This is a genomic window from Pseudomonas sp. WS 5079, from assembly GCF_012985465.1.
In the GTDB taxonomy this organism is placed as follows: domain Bacteria; phylum Pseudomonadota; class Gammaproteobacteria; order Pseudomonadales; family Pseudomonadaceae; genus Aquipseudomonas.
In genome coordinates this window covers 388,208-408,094 of the sequence record NZ_JAAQWN010000006.1, presented here as the reverse complement: position 1 = coordinate 408,094, position 19,887 = coordinate 388,208, and the positions used below count along the sequence as shown (strand labels likewise).

Below are 19,887 nucleotides of genomic sequence, written 5' to 3'. Positions count from 1 at the left end.
ACCCCATGGCACCACGAGTAAAGACCAGCGAACGCATTGTGCAAACCAGCCTGGAGCTGTTCAACCAGCAGGGCGAGCGCAGCATCAGCACCAACCATATTGCCGCCCACATGGAAATATCCCCCGGCAACCTGTACTACCACTTCCCGAACAAGCAGGCGATTATCGCCGTGCTGTTTCGCGAGTACGAGGCCCTGGTAGACAGCTTCCTGCGCCCGCCCCAGGGGCGGGCCATGGTGGTCGAGGACAAGCGCTTCTACCTGCAGGCGGTGTTGGCCGGCATGTGGCGCTACCGCTTTTTGCACCGCGACCTTGAGCATCTGCTGGAAAGCGACCCGGAACTGGCCACCGGCTACCGGCGCTTTTCCCAGCGCTGCCTGATCCAGGGCGGCGCGATTTACCGGGGGTTTGTCGAGGCCGGGATCCTGAACATGGACCCGGTGCAGACCGAAGCCTTGACCCTCAACGCCTGGATCATCCTCACCTCCTGGGTGCGCTTTTTGTGCACCACCAACGAGAACTCCGCACACCTGAGTGCCGAGGCGATCAAGCGCGGGGTGTATCAGGTGCTGGTGCTGGAGGCGGGGTTTATCACGCCCCAGGCCAAAGAAGCCGTGGACGCGTTGTTCAAAGAATTTTACGTGCCTCTAAGTCAGGCACTGGAAGAAGTGAAGTAGGCCCTTTCCCGAACGTATTTCCAGGAGTCCGTCATGCCGCTTGCGCAACTGATCAGCCCGGAACAACTGGCCGAACGCCAGCAGCACGCAGGCTTAGTCATCCTCGATTGCCGTTTTGCCCTGGAAGACCCGGATTACGGGCGTTGCAGCTATGCCGAAGGGCATATCGAGGGGGCGCAGTATGCGGACCTGGAGCGCCATCTCAGTGGGCCAGTGACCAAGGGCGTGACTGGTCGCCATCCGCTGCCGGCGCCCCAGGTGCTGGTCCAGCAGTTACAGGCCTGGGGCGTCAATGCCGACAGCGAAATCGTGCTGTATGACGACGGCCCTGGCGCGTTTGCCGCCCGTGCCTGGTGGCTGCTGGTGTGGCTGGGCAAGCGTGACGGTGTGTCGATCCTCGATGGTGGCCTGAAGGCCTGGCACAGCGCCGGTTTCCCCTTGAGCCTGGATGCGCCGAGCACCGAGCCTGGCACCTTTGCCGGCAGCCCGGACAACCATCTTCTGCTGGACGCCGAGCACCTGCAAAAACGTCTGGGCCAGCCGGGCCTGACCTTGATCGACGCCCGTGCCTTGCCGCGCTTTCGCGGTGAAGTGGAACCCATTGACCCGATTGCCGGGCATATTCCCGGCGCGCAATGTGCGGCGTTCAGCGAGAACCTGGGCAGTGACGGGCGCTTCTTGCCGGTGTCGCAGCTCAAGCAACGGTTTACAGAAAAGCTGCAAGGCCGCTCGCCCCAGGAATTGGTGGCGTATTGCGGCTCGGGTGTGACGGCGTGCCACAACCTGTTTGCCTTGAGCCTGGCGGGGTATCCGTTGGGCAAGTTGTATGCGGGGTCGTGGAGTGAGTGGATCAATGATCCGCAGCGCGAAATTGCTACCGGCGATTAAGTGGGTAATCCCCGATCAAATGTAGGAGCGGGCTTGCCCGCGAATGCGGTGTGCCAGCCACCGAATTTATTAGCTGAAACGCCGCATTCGCGAGCAAGCCCGCTCCCACATGATTAACCGTGTTTTACCCGTAACCAATGCGGGATCCGCCGCTCCAGGTAGTACCCAGGCGTCTTCAGCGAACCCTCGACAAACCCCACATGCCCACCCTTGGCCTGCAGTTCAAACTCGATGCAGTCCGACAGTTCGCTGGCCTGGGGCAAGCTGTGGGCAAACACAAAAGGATCATCCGCCGCCTGGATGATCAGCGTTGGCGTGCGAATCTCCCCCAGGAAGTAACGACTCGACGCCCGCCGGTAATAGTCCTCGGCGCTCAGGTAGCCATGCAGCGGTGCGGTGACGCGCCCATCAAAATCCCAGAATGTGCGCATCTTCTCCAGCGAGCCCAGATCGGCCAGGGTCTTCAGTGCGTCTTCGCGCCCGTCCTGGGTGAATTGGCGCTGCTTGACCCGGATATAGCTGAGCATCTCGCGCATGAAGTGCTTCTGATAGACCCGTGAGAAGCCCAGGCCGATGCGGTCGGCGCACTGATCCAGGCGAAACGGCACCGATACCGCCGCCGCGCCTTGCAGGCCGCAGTGGTCGCCGGTTTCGCCCAGGTGCTTGAGCAGCACATTGCCGCCCAGGGAGTAACCCACGGCATACAGAGGCGCCAAGGGTCGCTTGGCCCGCAGGTGCGCGATGGCGGCGGCCAGGTCTTCACTGGCGCCGGAGTGGTAACTGCGGGCCAACAGGTTGGGTTCGCCGGAGCAGCCACGCCAATTCAGCGCGACACTGGCCCAGCCCTGGCTGGCCAGGGCTTTTTGCAGGCCGGCAACGTAGGGCGAGTTGGACGAACCGGTCAGCCCGTGCAGCACCAGCACCAAGGGCGCATGCGGGTCGTGGGGGCCGTGCCAGTCGAGGTCGAGAAAATCGCCATCTTCCAGCCACAGGCGCTCGCGCTGGCGCTCGAGGTGGGTGGTGGGGCGCCAGAGCGGGCCCCACAGCGTTTGCAGATGTGGGTTGCCGAGGCCGAAGGCGGGGGTGAAGCGGTTTGCTGGCGGTGTCATGAATACCTGTCCTGTAGGCGCGGGCCTGCCCGCAGACAAACTCGCGCCTACAGCGTTTTCAGTGGGTCAGAGCCGTACGTTGCCACAACGCGTAATACACCCGCCCGGACTTTTGCTCGCGGTGCAGGCGCCAGTTGCCCGGCAGGCCCAGGGTTGATGGCGCGGTTTCGCTTTCGGTGTAGACCCAGGCGTCATCGGCCAGCCATTGGCGCTCTTCCAGCAGGGTGCAGACGGTCGGCAGCAGGTTCTGGTTGAACGGCGGGTCGAGGAACACCACGTCGAATGCACTGGCCGGCTGGGTTTCCAGGTAGCGCAGGGCATCGGCGGTTTGGACGTGACCGGTGGTGCAACGCAGGGTGCCCAGGTGTTCACGCAGGCTGGAAACCGCCACGTTGCTCGCGTCCAGCGCCTGGCCCAGGGCGGCGCCACGGGACAGCGACTCGAGAAACAGCGCGCCGCTGCCGGCGAACGGGTCAAGCACCTTGGCCCCTTCGATGTACGGCGCGAGCCAGTTGAACAGGGTCTCGCGGACCCGGTCCGGGGTCGGGCGCAGGCCCACGACATCGGGGAAGCTCAGCTTGCGGCTGCGCCATTGGCCGCCAATGATGCGCAGTTGGCCCACACCGTTATGAACGTTGTGGACAGGTTTTTTAGGGCGCGATGGACTAGCCATTAATGCTCCGGAACCCCGAGCGGCTGCTCGGCAGGTTTATCAGTGGGGGGCGGTAGTGGCTTTTGCGCGGTGGTGGGACCAGCGGTCACGATCACCATTTTATCGCTGCTCAAGTGCTTGTTCAGTGCAGCCTTGACCTGTTCGGTGGTCAGGGCCTGGGATTGCTTCATGAAGTCTTCCAGGTAATTGAGCGGCAGGTTGTAGAAACCCATGGCGCCCAGTTGCCCGACGATATCGGCGTTGCTCGCGGTAGACAGCGGGAAGCTGCCGGCCAGTTCACGCTTGGCGTCATCCAATTCTTTTTGCGTCGGCCCGGTCTTGAGGTAGTCGGCCAGCACTTGCTCCACCAGGCGCAAGGTGCCGCCGCTCATTTCGGCGCGGGTCTGCAGGTTGATCATGAAGGGGCCACGTACCTGCATCGGCGAGAAGCCGGAGTACACGCCATAGGTCAGGCCGCGCTTCTCGCGCACCTCGCTCATCAAGCGGGTGCCAAAGCCACCGCCGCCAAGGATCTGGTTGCCCAGGGACAGGGCGGCGTAGTCCGGGTCGGCACGGTCGATGCCCAGTTGCGCGAACAGCAAGTGCGTCTGCTTGGAGGGAAACTCGATGTGCCCCAGGCCGGCCTTGGGCTCGGTCGGCTCGGCGATTTTCGCCAGTGCCGGGCCCTTGGGCAGGGACGCGGACACCTTGGCTGCCATGGCTTCGGCGTCGGCACGGGACAGGTCGCCGACCATCGCGATCACCGCGTTGCCGGCGGCGTAGGCCTTGGCGTGGAATGCCTTCAACTGTGCCTGGGTAATGGCCGGTACGCTCTCTGGTGTGCCTTCGCTCGGGTGCGCATAGGGATGATCGCCGTACAGGCGCTTGAACAGCTCGATGCTCGCCAGCTTGCTCGGGTTCTGTTTCTGGTACTCGAAGCCTGCCAGCAACTGGTTCTTGATCCGCGCCAGGGAGTCGGCAGGGAAGGTCGGCTGGCCGATCACCTGGTCAAACAGCGTGAGGGCGGCCTCGCGCTTGTCGGCGGCACTGAGGCTGCGCAGCGACACCAGCGCCATGTCGCGGTAGGCACCGTTGCTGAAATCCGCGCCCAGGCCTTCAAAACCGGCGGCAATCTGCCCCACATCCTTGCCCGGCACGCCTTCGTTGAGCATGGCGTTGGTCAGCAGCGCCAGGCCCGGCGTGTTGCCGTCCTGGCTGCTGCCGGCGGCGAACAGGATGCGCATGTCGAACATCGGTAGCTCATGGGCCTCGACGAACAGCACCTTGGCGCCCTCGGCGGTGTTCCAGGTCTGCACGTTGAGCTGGCGATTGGTCGGGTTCTTGCCGTCCAGTTCCGCCAGGGATTGCAGGGTCTTGCTGGACTTGGCCTGCTCCAGCGCTGGGCTGGCGACGGAATCATCCGGGCGACCGATATACACCGCGACCGCTGCCACCAGGGTCACGACGATCAGGCCAGGCAGCACCAGGCGGTTGTTTTTGCTATCACTCATGAGTGGTCTCCTCGGGCATGACATGGGCGACACTCAGGCGTTCGCGGGTGAAATACGTACGCGCGGCTTTCTGGATGTCCTCGGGCGTCACGCTCTGCAGTTCGGCCAGCTCTGTGTCCATGAGCTTCCACGACAGGCCGACCGTTTCCAGGGAGCCAATGGCCGTGGCCTGGCTGGTGATGGAGTCGCGCTCGTAGACCACGCCGGCAATGACCTGGGCGCGAATACGCTCCAGTTCCTCGGCGGTCGGTGGCTTGGCCTTGAGTTCGTCCAGCAGGCGCCAGAGCCCGGCTTCGGCCTGGGCCACGGTTTTCTGCTTCTGCTGGTTGGGCGTGGCGCTCAAGGTGAACAGGCTGTCGCCGCGGGTGTAGGCGTCGTAGTTGGTCGAGGCGGCGGACACCAGTTCTTCACCGCGCTCCAGCTGGCTCGGGATGCGCGCGCTGTAGCCGCCATCGAGCAGTGCCGAGATCAGGCGCAGGGCGTTGACCGAACGCTTGTCTTCGGCAGTGGCCAGGCCCGGTACGTTGAAGCCCAGGATGACGCTCGGCAATTGGGTCTGCACGTGCATGGTCAGCAGGCGTTCGCCCGGCGCGGCCAATTCCAGGGGCTTTTTCGCCGGTGGCACGTCACGCTTGGGGATCGGGCCGAAGTAACGCTGGGCCAGGGTTTTCACCTCGTCCGGGGTCACGTCGCCGACCACTACCAGGGTGGCGTTGTTCGGCACGTACCAGGATTGGTACCAGTGGCGCAGTTCCTCGACCTTCATGCGGTCCAGGTCGGCCATCCAGCCGATGGTCGGCGTGTGGTAGCCGCTGGCCGGGTAGGCCATGGCCTTGAAGCGTTCGAAGGCCTTGGACATCGGGTTGTCATCGGTGCGCAGGCGGCGCTCTTCCTTGATGACTTCGATCTCGCGGCTGAATTCGTCGGCCGGCAGGCGCAGGGTAGCCATGCGGTCGGCTTCCAGTTCCAGGGCCACGCCCAGGCGGTCGCGGGCCAGCACTTGGTAGTAGGCGGTGTAGTCGTCGCTGGTGAAGGCGTTTTCTTCGGCGCCCAGGTCGCGCAGGATCAACGAAGCTTCGCCTGGGCCGGTCTTGGAGCTGCCCTTGAACATCATGTGTTCCAAGGCATGGGACAAACCGGTCTGGCCAGGGGTTTCATAGCTGGAGCCGACCTTGTACCAGACCTGCGAGACCACCACCGGAGCGCGATGGTCTTCGCGCACGACGACCTTGAGGCCGTTGTCCAGGGTGAATTCATGGGTGGGTTGAGGGTCGGCAGCCAAGGCTGAAAGGGGCAGACAAACTGTGCTGAGCAGCAGGCCTGCGGCGCGGCGGGCTAGAGCATTCATTCGTTTTTAAACCTGTTGGGCTGCCCGCTTGGTCTTAGCGTCGGCGGGCGAGGAGGTGCTAGGATACTGGTCCGTATTAGCGGCGGCCACTGCGGCTGTCATATCGTTTCGGATCCAGTCGTCGTGAAGATGGAGTTATCCGTGGGGTTCCCCGGTTTTAATCCGCTTTTCGCCGATTTTATCGCTTCAGTCCTATATTGAATCGATTTGTTGAGGCTGTATTCACGCCTCACAAAATACTGCGCATGAACAAGCTGGCTAAAAAACAGTCTGTTGCGCATCGAATATTATTTACCGAGGCGCCACCTTGGCGCGTCGCTACCGTGAGATAGCCGTCCTCCATGTTTGGTTCCAACGACGACAAGAAGAGCCCAGCTGCGGCTGGCGAAAAAAAAGGCCTGTTCGGATGGCTGCGCAAAAAGCCGCAGGAAACCGTCGTCGAACAGCCGCAAGTCCAACCTGAGCCCGTATCCGAGCCTGTTTTGCAGGCGCAACCTGCGATTGAACCGGTGGCCGAGCCTGTCGTCGAGGCGCCGGCGCCTGTGGTGCTGCCTATCGCCGAGCCGGTCTTGCAGCCGGTGGTGGAGGCTGCGCCAGAGCCAGAGCCAGAGCACAAGCCGTGGCCGCCATTGCCGGTGGCTGAAGAGCCTGTCGCGCTGGTCGAGGATGTGCAGGCCGAACATGTGGCACCACCGATTCCTGTGGTTGTGGAGCCGGTCGAGGTGGTCGCCGAGCCCCTGCCCGTTGTGGTCGAACCGGTGATTGTCGAGCCCGTAGCCGTAGTTGCCGAGCCTGCCACCGCACCTGCCGAAACCAGCAAGACCGGCTTCTTCGCCCGACTCAAGCAAGGCCTGAGCAAGACCAGCGCAAGCATCGGCGAAGGCATGGCCAGCCTGTTCCTCGGCAAAAAGATCATCGATGACGAGTTGCTCGAAGATATCGAGACCCGCCTGCTGACCGCTGACGTGGGCGTCGAAGCCACCGCCGTGATCATCCAGAGCCTGACCCAGAAGGTCGCGCGCAAGCAGCTCACCGACGCCGACGCGCTCTATAAGTCATTGCAGGCCGAACTGGCCGCCATGCTCAAGCCAGTGGAAGCGCCGCTGGTGATTACCGAGAAAAAACCCTTTGTGATCCTGGTGGTTGGCGTCAACGGCGCCGGCAAGACCACCACCATCGGCAAGTTGGCGAAGAAGCTGCAACTGGAAGGCAAGAAAGTCATGCTCGCCGCCGGTGACACCTTCCGCGCCGCTGCCGTGGAGCAATTGCAGGTGTGGGGCGAGCGCAACAAGATCCCGGTGATCGCCCAGCACACCGGCGCCGACTCCGCCTCGGTGATCTTCGATGCCGTGCAGGCCGCCAAGGCCCGTAACGTCGATGTGCTGATCGCCGATACCGCCGGTCGCCTGCATACCAAAGACAACTTGATGGAAGAGTTGAAGAAAGTCCGCCGGGTGATAGGCAAGCTCGACGCCGACGCGCCCCACGAGGTGCTGTTGGTGCTGGACGCCGGGACCGGGCAGAACGCGATCAGCCAGGCTAAGCAATTCAACCAGACAGTCCAGCTGACTGGCCTGGCGTTGACTAAGCTCGATGGCACGGCCAAGGGTGGGGTTATTTTCGCCCTGGCTAAACAATTCGGGCTGCCGATTCGTTATATCGGTGTCGGCGAAGGCATTGATGACCTGCGCACGTTTGAGGCCGAACCCTTTGTCCAGGCACTGTTTGCCGAGCGGGAGCGTTCATGATTCGTTTTGAACAGGTGGGCAAGCGCTACGCCAACGGGCATGTCGGCTTGCATGAGCTGAGTTTCCGGGTGCGCCGTGGCGAGTTTTTGTTTGTCACCGGTCACTCCGGCGCCGGCAAAAGTACCTTGCTGCGCCTGTTGCTGGCCATGGAGCGTCCGACCACCGGCAAATTGCTGCTGGCGGGCCAGGACCTGGCCACCATCAGCAATGCACAGATCCCGTTCCTGCGCCGGCAGATCGGCGTGGTGTTCCAGAACCACCAGTTGCTGTTCGATCGCACAGTGTTCAATAACATTGCCCTGCCATTGCAGATCCTCGGGCTGTCCAAGGCCGAAATCGTCAAGCGTGTGGATTCGGCCCTGGAGCGGGTGGCGCTGTCGGACAAGACCGACCTGTACCCCGGCGACCTGTCCACCGGCCAGCAACAGCGCGTCGGCATTGCCCGCGCCATCGTCCATCGCCCGGCCTTGCTGCTGGCGGACGAACCCACCGGTAACCTCGACCCGCGCCTGGCTGCAGAAATCATGGGTGTTTTTGAAGACATCAACCGCCTGGGCACCAGCGTGCTGATTGCCAGTCACGACCTGGCATTGATCGCGCGCATGCGCCATCGCATGCTGACCCTGCAGCGCGGCCGCCTGATTGGTGACGGGGAGGCTGGCGTATGAGTGCCACACGCAGCCCTAAAGTTTCCGAGCGCGTAGCGCCGAAAGCGGCCGACCCGCAACCGCAGAAAAAGAAACGCGACGATGATGACGGCCCTGACTTCAGCACCTTGCTGCACGCCTGGATCGAAAGCCATCGCGCCAGCCTGGTGGACAGCCTGCGCCGCCTGGGCAAGCAGCCGATTGGCAGCTTTTTCACCTGCCTGGTGATGGCCGTGGCGTTGAGCCTGCCGATGGGCTTGTCGTTGCTGCTTAATAATGTCGAGCGCCTGGGCGGTTCCTGGCAGCGCGCGGCGCAGATTTCCCTATATCTGCAACTGGATGCCAGCGCCACTGAAGGCGAGGCCCTGCGCGAGCAGATCAAGAACCTGCCGGGCGTGGCGGATGCCGAGTACATCAGCCGCGACCAGGCGCTGGAAGAGTTCCAGCAACAGTCCGGCCTGGGTGAGGCGCTCAAGGAGCTGCCGCAGAACCCGCTGCCGGGGGTTGTGTTGGTCACGCCCAATGAAATCGACAAGACGGCCCTTGAAGCATTAAGACAAAAATTGGCTGAATTGCCCAAGGTACAGCAGGCGCAGCTTGATCTGGTGTGGGTCGAGCGTCTGGCGGCGATTCTCAAGCTGGGCGACCGGTTTGTCTTTGGCCTGACGGTATTGCTGGTTTCTGCATTACTTTTGGTGATAGGCAATACCATTCGTCTTCATATTGAAAACCGCCGCACCGAGATAGAAGTGATTAAACTGGTCGGCGGCACAGACAGCTATGTGCGTCGTCCTTTTCTGTACATGGGCGCGCTTTATGGCTTTGGTGCGGGGATTCTGTCCTGGGGCGTATTGGCGTTTGGCCTGGATTGGCTGAACGACGCGGTAGTCGGCCTGGCTGGTTTGTATGGCAGTGATTTTGCCCTGGCTGGCGTACCCGCTGCCGATGGTCTATCACTGTTGCTTGGCGCGGTGTTGTTGGGGTATATCGGTGCTTGGATTGCGGTCGCACGGCATTTACGTGAGCTGGCGCCGAAGTAGTTAATGTCAGATTAATGTGGTTTCGTTTGTATTGACCGTATCAGTGGTTTAGGGAACTTGTCCTACGGTTTCCGGTCAATTTTCGCAGTGCTGAACTGCACGAGTTATGTGAGTCGGAGGTTTTTTCGTATGACCACTTCTTTGCAACCTGCTTATGCTCTGGTCCCAGGCGCGAACCTGGAAGCCTATGTGCACACGGTCAACAGCATTCCATTGCTGACGCCCGAGCAGGAGCGTGAACTGGCCGAGAGTCTCTACTATGAGCAGGATTTGGGGGCGGCTCGGCAGATGGTGCTCGCCCACCTGCGTTTTGTCGTACATATCGCCCGTAGCTATAGCGGCTACGGCCTGGCCCAGGCTGACCTGATCCAGGAAGGCAACGTCGGCCTGATGAAGGCTGTGAAACGCTTCAACCCGGAAATGGGTGTGCGCCTGGTGTCGTTCGCCGTGCACTGGATCAAGGCGGAAATCCACGAGTTCATCCTGCGCAACTGGCGCATTGTGAAAGTGGCGACCACCAAGGCCCAGCGCAAGCTGTTCTTCAACCTGCGCAGCCAGAAAAAACGCCTGGCGTGGCTGAACAACGAGGAAGTCCATCGTGTGGCCGAAAGCCTCGGCGTGGAGCCTCGGGAAGTGCGCGAGATGGAAAGTCGCCTGACCGGCCATGACATGGCCTTTGACCCGGCCGCTGAAGCGGACGACGACAGTGCTTTCCAATCGCCGGCCAACTATCTGGAAGACCACCGGTATGACCCGGCGCGTCAACTGGAAGATGCCGATTGGAGCGACAACTCCAATCACAATCTGCACGAAGCACTGGAAGTGCTGGACGACCGCAGCCGTGACATCCTCTACCAGCGCTGGCTGGCAGAAGAAAAAGCCACGCTGCACGACCTGGCGCAAAAGTACAATGTGTCGGCCGAGCGTATTCGTCAGCTTGAGAAGAGCGCGATGAATAAGCTGAAACTGTCGATCGCCGCCTAACACGCAACGAACGAGCAAAAAAATGCCCCGATCGAAAGCTCGGGGCATTTTTGTTCGTGCCGCGCCCCTGTAGGAGCCGGCTTGCCGGCGATGGCGATCTACCGGCTCTCAATGATTGGCTGATACAGCGCCATCGCCAGCAAGCCGGCTCCTACAGGTTTTATGTTGCGTCAGTTGGCCCACGGCGCCTTTCGCGTACTGTTCAGCTCATTCAAATAGCCAGTACCACCCAACTGCCCCATCTGCTGGCGAATCCACGCCGCCCGCCGCGCCACATACGCCGTCGGATGGCTGGCACTCCACACCCTTGGATTGGGCAGTACCGCTGCCAGATAACTGGCCTGCTGCCGCGAAAGCCCCTTGGCACCCACGCCAAAATGATGCCGCGCTGCCGCCTCTGCGCCAAACACACCTTCGTCCCATTCCACGCTGTTGAGGTACACCTCAAGGATCCGCTGCTTGGGCCAGAGGATTTCGATCAGCCCGGTAAACCAGGCTTCCAGGCCCTTGCGCACATAACTGCGGCCGGCCCACAGGAACAGGTTTTTCGATACCTGCTGGCTCAGCGTACTGGCGCCGCGAATCGAGCCGCCGCGCTCGTTATGCAGCAGCGCAGCCTGGATCGCCCCGAAGTCAAAACCCCAATGCTGTGGGAAGCGCTGGTCCTCGCCGGCCATCACCGCGACTTTCAAGTCATCGGAGATCTCATCCCACGGCACCCAGGTACGTTGCAGGTCAATGGGCTCGCCATCGACCCAGGACTCGATCTTGCGCTCGACCATCAGTGCGGTAAACGGCGGCGGGACGACACGAAACAGCAGCACCAGCAAAACGCTGCCGATGACAAACCATTTCACGACTTTGAGAAAACGACTGAAGAGGACACGCAGCATAGAGATGGCTTGGCCGAACCCGTTGAGCGGGCCATTATACAGACCCGGCCCTTTGAGTCTGACTGGAGTTCCTCATGCTGCGTGGCTTTCTGATGTTGGCGGCCTTTTTCGGCTTTACCGGTGTTGCCCTCGGCGCGTTCGCCGCCCATGGCCTGAAAAAAAGCCTGACGGCTGAATACCTGGCGATATTCCACACCGGCGTGACCTACCAACTGGTGCACGCCCTGGCGTTGTTTGGCGTGGCCTTGCTGGCCGCGCATGTGCCCGGGCGCCTGGTGCTCTGGGCCGGTGTGTCGTTCAGCATCGGCATCTTGCTGTTCTCCGGCAGCCTGTACCTGCTGACCACCATCGGCATTGGCAAGCTGGGGATCATCACGCCGTTTGGCGGCCTGGCGTTCCTGATTGGCTGGCTGTGCCTGGGGCTCGCCGCCTGGCGCCTGCAACTGACCGCCTGACGCTTGTAGCTGACCTTCAGGTCACGATCAGGCTAGAATGCTGGCCCCTAAAAACGATGGCGGCCCGTGGCATGCGCATTCAATTGAACGGCGAATCCTATGAACTGCCCGACGGTGAAACCGTCGCGGCCCTGCTGACCCGTCTGGAACTGACCGGACGTCGCGTCGCAGTGGAGCTCAACCAGGATATCGTCCCGCGTAGCCAGCACACCGAAACCGCCCTCACCGAAGGCGATCAGGTTGAAGTGGTCCACGCCATCGGCGGCGGCTAGCCCTGCGGCAACTACCCGGATTCTGCAGAACCTCACCCCAACTCGAGGATTTCCCATGAGCATCGTTCGTAGCGACAAGCCCTTCGTCCTGGCCGGTCGTACCTACCAGTCGCGTTTGCTGGTAGGCACCGGCAAGTACCGCGACATGGAAGAAACCCGCCTGGCTATCGAAGCCTCGGGCGCCGAAATCGTGACGGTGGCTGTGCGCCGCACCAATATCGGCCAGAACCCGGGCGAACCGAACTTGCTGGATATCCTGCCGCCGGATCGCTACACCATCCTGCCCAACACTGCCGGTTGCTACGACGCCATCGAAGCTGTGCGCACCTGCCGCCTGGCCCGTGAGCTGCTCGACGGCCACAACCTGGTGAAGCTGGAAGTGCTGGCGGACCAGAAAACCCTGTTCCCCAACGTGATCGAAACCCTCAAGGCCGCCGAAACCCTGGTCAAGGAAGGGTTCGACGTGATGGTCTACACCAGCGATGACCCGATCATCGCCCGCCAACTGGCCGAGATCGGCTGCATCGCGGTCATGCCGCTGGCCGGCCTGATCGGTACTGGCCTGGGGATCTGCAACCCGTACAACCTGCAGATCATCCTCGAAGAAGCCAAGATCCCGGTGCTGGTGGATGCCGGCGTCGGTACCGCGTCCGATGCCACCATCGCCATGGAACTCGGCTGCGAAGCGGTGCTGATGAACTCGGCCATCGCCAATGCGCAACAGCCGATCATGATGGCCGAAGCCATGAAACACGCGATTGTCGCTGGCCGCCTGGCGTACCTCGCCGGGCGTATGCCAAAAAAACTTTACGCCAGCGCCTCCTCGCCGCTGGATGGTCTGATCAAGTAAGAGCCATTGATGACTGAATCAAACGAAACGCCGAACCCCGTGGAAGAAGGCGACGAGTCCAAGCACCGCCGCATCAAGAGTTTTGTGATGCGTGCCGGGCGCATGACCGAAGGCCAGCAAAAGGGCCTGGACCAGGGCACGCCGCTGTTCGTCCTGCCCCTGGCCGATGCGCCGGTGGACTTCGACCAGGTGTTTGGCCGTTCGGCCCCGCGCTCCCTGGAAATCGGCTTCGGCATGGGCCATTCCCTGCTGGAAATGGCTGCGGCGTCGCCCGAGCAAGACTTTATCGGCGTGGAAGTGCACCGTCCGGGCGTGGGCGCGCTGCTTAACGGCGTGCTGACCCAGGGCCTGAAAAACCTGCGGGTCTATGACTGCGATGCGATCGAAGTGCTTAACCGCTGCATCGCCGACAACAGCCTCGACCGCCTGATGCTGTTTTTCCCGGATCCATGGCACAAGAGTCGTCACCACAAGCGCCGTATCGTCCAGGCGTCCTTCGCGGAACTGGTGCGCAGCAAGCTCAAGGTGGGCGGCATCCTGCACATGGCCACCGATTGGGAACCGTATGCGCAGTACATGCTGGAAGTGATGAACGTCGCCCCTGGCTACCGCAACCTGGCCGAAGATGGTCAGTGCGTACCACGCCCGGCCGAACGTCCGATCACCAAGTTCGAACGCCGTGGCGAGCGGTTGGGGCATGGGGTTTGGGATTTGAAGTTCGAAAAGCTGGCTTGATCAGCCAGAAAACTGGAATGCGACCAACTGTAGGAGCTGGCTTGCCTGCGATAGCGTCACTTGGGTATCACTGATACACCGAGGTGATGCTATCGCAGGCAAGCCAGCTCCTACAGTTGTTTTGTGGTGGGCTTTGAGTCAGCGACGGTCGGCAACCACGCCAATCAACACCAGCACCACCAACAGCACCGGTGCCAGGCTGTAGTTATTGAACTGGCTCAACCCCCGCACAATCCACGGCGTGGCGTAGATCAGCGCGGCGCCGCTGCCGATCATGCACAGCAGGGCCATCAACGGTACGCGCAAGGCGCCGGCGATGCTGCCCAGGCGCGCTTCGACCCAGCCCTTGATGTCGGCGCCGAATAGCACCAACAGGCAGCCTACCAGCGCCAGGGATATTTCCGACAGGTTGCTACGGCTCCAGCGGGATACGGTGGCGAGCAGGTCGAGTACCAGATCCATTCGATTTCCTTAGAGCGATCAGCTCAAAAACTTCTGCAGCAGGTCATTGAGAAAGAGTTGCCCACGGTCCGTGGCCGCCAGGCGTGACGGTTCGACCTGCAATAAGCCACTTTGTTCGGCATCCCTGCGGGCTTGATCCAGGCTGGCCAGGTCCAGGCCGGTGCGCTCGGCATACAGCTTGGCTTCCACGCCCTCGGTCAGGCGCAGGGCGTTCATCAGGAACTCGAAGGGCAGTTCCTCGTTGGTCAGCTCTTTCATGCCTGCCTGGAAGCTTTTTGCCGGGTTGAGGTAGTCCTTCGGTGCGCGGGTCTTCCAGGTGCGCACGATGCGCCCGTCTGGATGGCTGAGCTTGCCGTGGGCGCCGGCGCCGATGCCGATAAAGTCGCCAAAACTCCAGTAATTGAGGTTATGCCGCGCGGGTCGGCCCGGCTGGGCGTAGGCCGAGACTTCATATTGCGCGTAGCCGTGTTCGGCGAGCAGGGCCTGGCCGGCTTCCTGGATATCCCACAGGGTGTCGTCTTCCGGCAGCGTCGGCGGCTGGTTCCAAAATACGGTGTTGGGTTCCAGGGTCAGTTGGTACCACGACAGATGGGTCGGCTTGAGCGCAATCGCCTGGCGCAGGTCGCCCAAGGCGTCGTCCAGGGATTGATCGGGCAAACCGTGCATCAGGTCCAGGTTGAAGTTATCGAACCCGGCCTGGCGTGCCATGCCGGCGGCGCGTACGGCTTCGTCGCCGTTGTGGATGCGGCCCAAGGCCTTGAGCTTTTCCTGCTGGAAGCTCTGGATGCCAATCGACAGGCGATTGATCCCCAGCTTGCGGTAGGCGACGAACTTCTCTTGCTCGAAGGTGCCGGGGTTGGCTTCCAGGGTGATTTCGATATCGCTGGCAAACCGGATACGTTGCTCCACGCCCTCCAGCAACCGGCCCAGCGCCGCCGCACTGAACAGGCTTGGCGTGCCGCCGCCAAAGAAGATCGAACTCAACTCGCGGCCATACACCGCGTGCAGGTCCTGATCCAGGTCCGCCAGCAGCGCGTCGACATACTCTTCTTCCGGCAACACCTTGCTGGCGGTGTGGGAGTTGAAGTCGCAATAGGGGCATTTACGCACGCACCACGGGATGTGGATGTACAGCGCCAGGGGCGGCAGCACTGGCAAGGCCGCCCGAGGTGTTTGCGCGCCACCGAGGATCAGGGGCTGCGCGGAGGTGTTGTGGGTCATTTCAAGCCCAGGCGCTGGCGCAGCAAATCCATTGCGCGGGCGCGGTGGCTGATCTGGTTCTTGTCGGCGGGGCTCAGTTGGGCGCTGGACACATTGCGCTCCGGCACCCAGAACAACGGGTCATAGCCAAACCCGTGCTCGCCGCTGGCCGTATGCAGGATGCGCCCGTGCCACAAGCCTTCGCAGAGGATCGGCAGCGGGTCGTCGGCATGCCGCACCAGCGCCAGCACGCAGACAAACTGCGCGCCGCGCATCGCGTCCGGCACGTCCTTGAGGGCGTCCAGCAGCTTGGCGTTGTTCGCCGCGTCGCCTTTGCCGTCGGCATAGCGCGCCGAGTAGATGCCAGGAGCGCCGCCGAGGAAGTCCACCGCCAGGCCCGAATCGTCGGCCAGTGCCGGCAGGCCGGAAATGCGCGCGGCATTGCGGGCCTTGAGGATGGCGTTCTCGACGAACGACAGGCCGGTCTCTTCCGGCTCCACCTGGCTGAACTCGCCAATCGAGCGCAATTGCACCGATTCGCCGAGCATGGCCTGGAGTTCCTTGAGTTTGCCGGCGTTATGGCTGGCCAGTACGAGTTGTGTCAGGTTCATTATTCGGCCGGGAACAGTTCTTGGGTGAAACTGAAACCGTGGGCCTTGCCGCCGGTTTCAACATTGATGGTAAAAGTGCGGAATTCCTGCTGCGGCACCGAGTAGGGGGCGAGGTAGTAGATCGCGCCTTTTTCGGTGATTTGCTTGAAGGTCAGCATTTCACTTTTGCCGGTCAGGTCCTTGATCGTGCCGGTCACTTGCGCCGCCACGGGCTCCACGCCCTTGATCACCGAAACGTTGATCATGCCCTTGTTCTTGCTGCGCACCACGCCCACGGCCTGGGCTGTCTCGGGTTGTAGGAAGCTGGAGGTGAAGGTGCTGTAGTGCACGGTGATATCACCAAATGCCTTCTGCCGATTGCTGTCGATAGGGCCGGCGGCCATGGCACTGGCGCCCAGGCAGGCGGTGAGTAGAAAAATAGCCAGGCGACTCATGATCGTCCTCCTCGAAAATGGTTAGACGGCAATCTGGTGGTCGGTCAGGCCAGGACTGCTGACCCGATAAATCCCGATTTCACCCAAAAGATTAGGCCATAGCTTACTCGCCCAGCCGTGGCGATGCTGTTGATCGACGGCAAGGCGGTTGATCACCTTGGCTTCGCGCCCGCTGCACAGTGCTTCGAAGTCCTCGAAGGTGCAGAAGTGAATGTTGGGCGTGTTGTACCAGGTGTACGGCAAGAAGTCCGATACCGGCATCCGGCCCTTGGTGGCCAGGTACCAGCGGCAGCGCCAGTGGCCGAAGTTGGGGAAGGTGATGATGCACTGGCGGCCGACGCGCAACATCTCGTCGAGGATCCGGTCCGGATAGTGCACGGCCTGCAGGGCCTGGGTCATCACCACGATATCGAAGCTGTTGCTGGCAAAGTTGCCCAGGCCCTTGTCCAGGTCCTGCTCGATCACGTTGATGCCCTTGGCCACGCACTGGGCGATGTTGTCCGGGTCGTTTTCCAGGCCATAGCCAGTGACTTGCTTGTTGTCGCGCAGCCAGCTCAGCAGTTCGCCATCGCCGCAACCCAGGTCGAGCACGCGGCTGCCGGCGGGGATCCAGTCTTGGATGATTTCCAGGTCGGCTCTCATGGCGTTCTCACAAAGTTATGCGGTTCATGTAATTGCTGAAGGCCTGCAGGTAGCGCGGGATCGGGATCAGGAAGGCATCGTGGCCTTGCGGTGCGTCGATCTCCAGGTAGCAGACGTCTTTGCGCGCAGCCATCAGCGCATCCACCAGCTCCCGCGAACGGGCCGGCGAGAAGCGCCAGTCGGTGGTGAACGACATCACGCAGAACTTGGCGCTGGCCCCCTCGAAGGTCTTCGCCAGGTCGTCGTCAAAGTTTGCCGCCGGGTCGAAGTAGTCCAAAGCCTTGGTCATCAGCAGGTAGGTGTTGGCGTCAAAACGCCCGGAAAACTCCTCGCCCTGGTAACGCAAGTAGCTTTCGACCTGGAATTCGACGCTGTGGAAGTCGTAGTTGAGCTTCTCGCTCTTGAGCCCACGGCCGAATTTCTCGCCCATGGAGTCATCCGACAGGTAGGTGATATGCCCAACCATCCGCGCCAGCATCAAGCCGCGCTTGGGAATCACCCCGGCTTCCTGGAACGAACCACCGTGGAACTCGGGGTCGGTGAGGATCGCCTGGCGCGCCACTTCGTTGAAGGCGATGTTCTGCGCCGACAACTTGGGGGCCGAGGCGATGGCCAGGCAATGGCGCACGCGGTCGGGGTAGGTGATGGTCCATTGCAGGGCCTGCATGCCGCCCAGGCTGCCGCCGATCACCGCGGCCCATTGCTGGATGCCCAGCAGGTCGGCCAGGCGTGCCTGGCTGTGCACCCAGTCTTCGACGGTCAGTACCGGGAAGTCGGCGCCAAACGGCTTGCCGGTTTCCGGGTTGAGGCTGCTGGGGCCGGTGGAGCCATTGCAGCCGCCAAGGTTGTTCAGGCTGACCACAAAGAATTTGTTGGTGTCGATGGGCTTGCCGGGGCCGATGCAGCTGTCCCACCAGCCGGGCTTGCGCTCGTCGGCGCTGTGGTAGCCAGCGGCGTGGTGATGGCCGGACAGGGCGTGGCAGATCAGCACGGCATTGCTGGCCGTGGCGTTCAACTCGCCGTAGGTTTCATAGATCAGGTCATAGGCCGGCAGCGATCGACCGCAGGCCAGGGCCAGGGGTTCGCTGAAGTGCGCCACTTGGGGCACGACCAGTCCAACAGAATCGGGGGGGAAGGCAGCTGGCATCGACCCTGCTCTCGTTTAAATGAGGCGTAAGTCTAAAGAGAGGGGGGGCTAGCGGCAAGCGAACCTTGTCCTGGCTGATGACGGCTTGTTTCTGTGGGAGCCGGCTTGCCGGCGATGGCGTTTTCGCGGGTGCCATCGCCGGCAAGCCGGCTCCTACAAAGGTCAGATCAGCAAGCGCAGGATGTCCGGCATCATGGTCATTGCCGCCAGGTTGTTGATCACCAGCATGTCCAGGAGCTTGAGCACCATGAACGCAAGGATCGGCGAGATATCCAGGCCACCCAGGTTCGGCAGGATCTTGCGAAACGGCGCCAATGCCGGCTCGCAGATCTGGTTGACCAGTTCGGCGCCCGGGTTATGGCTGCCCGGTGCGACCCACGACAGGATCACGCTGATGATCAGGGCGAAGAAGAAAATCTTCAGGAACAGCGCGGTCACGCCGATCAGGGCCCAGACCAGCAGTTGCAGGAAATTGCCCATGGTGCCGTAGGTCAGCAGCAGCGTCAGGGCCATCAGCGCCAGTTGGACCAGGATCGCCAGGACCAGCGACGACATGTCCAGGCCGAACAGGCTCGGGATCACCCGGCGCAGCGGCTTGAGCAGTGGCTGGGTGGCCTTCACGGCGAATTGGCAGAGCGGGTTGTAGAAGTTGGCGCGTACCAGTTGCAGGACAAAACGCAACAGCACGATCAGCAGGTAAAGGCTGCCGAGGGTTTGCAGTACATAGACGGCGGCGGTGTTCAAACCAATCATATTGGCTCCTTATTGACCCAGTTGTTCGGCAAGTTCGGCCGAGCGGTGCGCGGCGGCACCCAGTGCTTTTTCGACCAGGGCTTCAAAGCCCCCGGCCTGGAACGATTCGATGGCCGCCTGTGTGGTGCCATTGGGCGAGGTCACGCGCCGGCGCAACTCGGCCGCGTCCACATCGCTGGACACCACCATATGCGCGGCGCCGAGGGCGGTTTGCTGGGTCAGTTGCTCAGCGATTTCCCGTGGCAGGCCCAGCTTCACACCGGCGGCGGTCATGGCTTCGACCAGCAGGAAGAAATACGCCGGGCCACTGCCGGACACGGCGGTGACGGCATCCAGTTGCTGTTCTTCTTCCAGCCACAGGGCCACGCCCACGGCCGACAACAGCTCCTGGGCCTGCTCACGCTGGGCGGCGCTCACTTGGGCGGTGGCGTACAGGCCGCTGACGCCTTGGCGCAGCAATGATGGCGTGTTGGGCATGCAACGCACGATCGGCTGGGCGCCGAGCCAGTTGTTCATGCTGGCGCAGTTGATACCGGCGGCAATCGACACCACCAGTTGCTGCGGCGCCAGGCTTGGGCGCAGGGCTTCGCACACGGCCTTCATGGCCTGTGGCTTGACTGCCAGCACGATGACGTCGACGCCCTGGATGGCCTCGGCGTTGTCGGCGAAGGTTTCGATACCGTGTTCTGCGCTCACCCGGGCACGGGTCTCGGCGCCCGGATCGCTGGCGCGAATTTGCGAGGCTTGCAGGCCCTTGGCCCGCAGGCCGCCGATCAGGCTGGCCGCCATGTTACCGGCGCCGATAAAGGCTATACGCGTGCTGCTCATG

23 protein-coding genes are annotated in these 19,887 nt (G+C 62.1%); 10 read left to right on the top strand and 13 right to left on the bottom strand.

From position 1 onward, the window contains the following. Positions 1 to 5: 5 nt before the first annotated feature. Both HBO05_RS18510 and HBO05_RS18505 read left to right on the top strand, forming a co-directional pair. Entirely contained in the window at positions 6 to 677 is a 672-nt protein-coding gene (locus HBO05_RS18510; protein ID WP_029300622.1) for a TetR/AcrR family transcriptional regulator, read from the top strand. A gap of 33 nt (positions 678 to 710) precedes the next feature. Then, positions 711 to 1,565, top strand: coding sequence for a sulfurtransferase (locus HBO05_RS18505; RefSeq protein WP_172313656.1), 855 nt, complete (start codon positions 711 to 713; stop codon positions 1,563 to 1,565). Between the two features lie 113 nt (positions 1,566 to 1,678). Here the strand turns inward: HBO05_RS18505 and HBO05_RS18500 are convergent, their stop codons facing one another. Genes HBO05_RS18500 through HBO05_RS18485 form a run of 4 tightly spaced genes read right to left on the bottom strand, consistent with a single transcriptional unit; the run spans position 1,679 to position 6,185 of the window. After that, entirely contained in the window at positions 1,679 to 2,674 is a 996-nt protein-coding gene (locus HBO05_RS18500; RefSeq protein WP_172313654.1) for a hydrolase, read from the bottom strand. Between the two features lie 58 nt (positions 2,675 to 2,732). Next, positions 2,733 to 3,347, bottom strand: a complete 615-nt coding sequence (gene rsmD, locus HBO05_RS18495; RefSeq protein ID WP_169954941.1) for a 16S rRNA (guanine(966)-N(2))-methyltransferase RsmD — start codon at positions 3,345 to 3,347, stop codon at positions 2,733 to 2,735. Further along, entirely contained in the window at positions 3,347 to 4,837 is a 1,491-nt protein-coding gene (locus tag HBO05_RS18490) for a pitrilysin family protein (RefSeq protein ID WP_172313652.1), read from the bottom strand. Before HBO05_RS18490 ends, rsmD begins: the two co-directional genes overlap by 1 nt. Continuing rightward, positions 4,830 to 6,185, bottom strand: coding sequence for a pitrilysin family protein (locus tag HBO05_RS18485; protein WP_170057583.1), 1,356 nt, complete (start codon positions 6,183 to 6,185; stop codon positions 4,830 to 4,832). The genes HBO05_RS18490 and HBO05_RS18485 overlap by 8 nt, the downstream gene beginning before the upstream one ends. A 341-nt stretch (positions 6,186 to 6,526) precedes the next feature. Here HBO05_RS18485 and ftsY point away from each other — a divergent pair, with 341 nt between their 5' ends. The 4 genes from ftsY to rpoH all read left to right on the top strand — a co-directional run bounded on the left by ftsY (position 6,527) and on the right by rpoH (position 10,604). Next, complete coding sequence (gene ftsY, locus HBO05_RS18480; protein ID WP_172313650.1) at positions 6,527 to 7,933, top strand: signal recognition particle-docking protein FtsY; 1,407 nt, start codon at positions 6,527 to 6,529, stop codon at positions 7,931 to 7,933. Next, on the top strand, positions 7,930 to 8,601 hold the full coding sequence (gene ftsE, locus HBO05_RS18475; protein ID WP_003213784.1) for a cell division ATP-binding protein FtsE: 672 nt from the start codon (positions 7,930 to 7,932) through the stop codon (positions 8,599 to 8,601). Before ftsY ends, ftsE begins: the two co-directional genes overlap by 4 nt. After that, on the top strand, positions 8,598 to 9,620 hold the full coding sequence (ftsX, locus tag HBO05_RS18470) for a permease-like cell division protein FtsX (RefSeq protein ID WP_057440383.1): 1,023 nt from the start codon (positions 8,598 to 8,600) through the stop codon (positions 9,618 to 9,620). Before ftsE ends, ftsX begins: the two co-directional genes overlap by 4 nt. A 129-nt stretch (positions 9,621 to 9,749) precedes the next feature. Then, positions 9,750 to 10,604: an RNA polymerase sigma factor RpoH gene (gene rpoH, locus HBO05_RS18465; RefSeq protein WP_003176698.1), complete on the top strand. Its 855-nt coding sequence runs from the start codon at positions 9,750 to 9,752 to the stop codon at positions 10,602 to 10,604. Between the two features lie 170 nt (positions 10,605 to 10,774). Here the strand turns inward: rpoH and mtgA are convergent, their stop codons facing one another. Beyond that, positions 10,775 to 11,497, bottom strand: a complete 723-nt coding sequence (mtgA, locus tag HBO05_RS18460) for a monofunctional biosynthetic peptidoglycan transglycosylase (protein WP_169954937.1) — start codon at positions 11,495 to 11,497, stop codon at positions 10,775 to 10,777. A gap of 74 nt (positions 11,498 to 11,571) precedes the next feature. Here mtgA and HBO05_RS18455 point away from each other — a divergent pair, with 74 nt between their 5' ends. The 4 genes from HBO05_RS18455 (at position 11,572) to trmB (ending at position 13,809) form a co-directional block, all read left to right on the top strand. Continuing rightward, positions 11,572 to 11,952, top strand: a complete 381-nt coding sequence (locus HBO05_RS18455) for a DUF423 domain-containing protein (protein ID WP_076963151.1) — start codon at positions 11,572 to 11,574, stop codon at positions 11,950 to 11,952. A 71-nt stretch (positions 11,953 to 12,023) separates the two neighbouring features. Next, positions 12,024 to 12,224, top strand: coding sequence for a sulfur carrier protein ThiS (gene thiS / locus HBO05_RS18450; RefSeq protein WP_162947777.1), 201 nt, complete (start codon positions 12,024 to 12,026; stop codon positions 12,222 to 12,224). 55 nt (positions 12,225 to 12,279) lie between these two features. Beyond that, on the top strand, positions 12,280 to 13,074 hold the full coding sequence (locus HBO05_RS18445) for a thiazole synthase (protein WP_017845016.1): 795 nt from the start codon (positions 12,280 to 12,282) through the stop codon (positions 13,072 to 13,074). A 9-nt stretch (positions 13,075 to 13,083) separates the two neighbouring features. After that, positions 13,084 to 13,809: a tRNA (guanosine(46)-N7)-methyltransferase TrmB gene (trmB, locus tag HBO05_RS18440; RefSeq protein WP_169954936.1), complete on the top strand. Its 726-nt coding sequence runs from the start codon at positions 13,084 to 13,086 to the stop codon at positions 13,807 to 13,809. A gap of 138 nt (positions 13,810 to 13,947) precedes the next feature. On the opposite strand, the gene HBO05_RS18435 is transcribed toward trmB, so the two are convergent. From HBO05_RS18435 to proC, 8 genes are all read right to left on the bottom strand, one after another. Next, positions 13,948 to 14,271 carry a DUF3392 domain-containing protein gene (locus tag HBO05_RS18435; RefSeq protein ID WP_034116244.1) on the bottom strand — a complete coding sequence of 108 codons (324 nt, stop codon included), beginning with the start codon at positions 14,269 to 14,271 and terminating at the stop codon, positions 13,948 to 13,950. An 18-nt stretch (positions 14,272 to 14,289) separates the two neighbouring features. Beyond that, entirely contained in the window at positions 14,290 to 15,492 is a 1,203-nt protein-coding gene (gene hemW / locus HBO05_RS18430) for a radical SAM family heme chaperone HemW (protein WP_262381430.1), read from the bottom strand. Continuing rightward, entirely contained in the window at positions 15,489 to 16,085 is a 597-nt protein-coding gene (gene rdgB, locus HBO05_RS18425) for an RdgB/HAM1 family non-canonical purine NTP pyrophosphatase (RefSeq protein WP_172313696.1), read from the bottom strand. The genes hemW and rdgB overlap by 4 nt, the downstream gene beginning before the upstream one ends. Then, positions 16,082 to 16,516, bottom strand: coding sequence for a DUF4426 domain-containing protein (locus tag HBO05_RS18420; RefSeq protein WP_029300487.1), 435 nt, complete (start codon positions 16,514 to 16,516; stop codon positions 16,082 to 16,084). The genes rdgB and HBO05_RS18420 overlap by 4 nt, the downstream gene beginning before the upstream one ends. A gap of 21 nt (positions 16,517 to 16,537) precedes the next feature. Next, positions 16,538 to 17,158, bottom strand: a complete 621-nt coding sequence (gene metW, locus HBO05_RS18415; RefSeq protein WP_029300485.1) for a methionine biosynthesis protein MetW — start codon at positions 17,156 to 17,158, stop codon at positions 16,538 to 16,540. Positions 17,159 to 17,165: 7 nt separating this feature from the next. Continuing rightward, entirely contained in the window at positions 17,166 to 18,305 is a 1,140-nt protein-coding gene (locus tag HBO05_RS18410) for a homoserine O-acetyltransferase (protein WP_169954935.1), read from the bottom strand. Between the two features lie 162 nt (positions 18,306 to 18,467). Then, a complete protein-coding gene (locus HBO05_RS18405; protein ID WP_057440376.1) occupies positions 18,468 to 19,058 on the bottom strand; it encodes a YggT family protein in 591 nt (196 codons plus the stop codon). A gap of 9 nt (positions 19,059 to 19,067) precedes the next feature. Next, positions 19,068 to 19,886, bottom strand: a complete 819-nt coding sequence (proC, locus tag HBO05_RS18400) for a pyrroline-5-carboxylate reductase (protein WP_057440375.1) — start codon at positions 19,884 to 19,886, stop codon at positions 19,068 to 19,070. Position 19,887 lies beyond the last annotated feature (1 nt).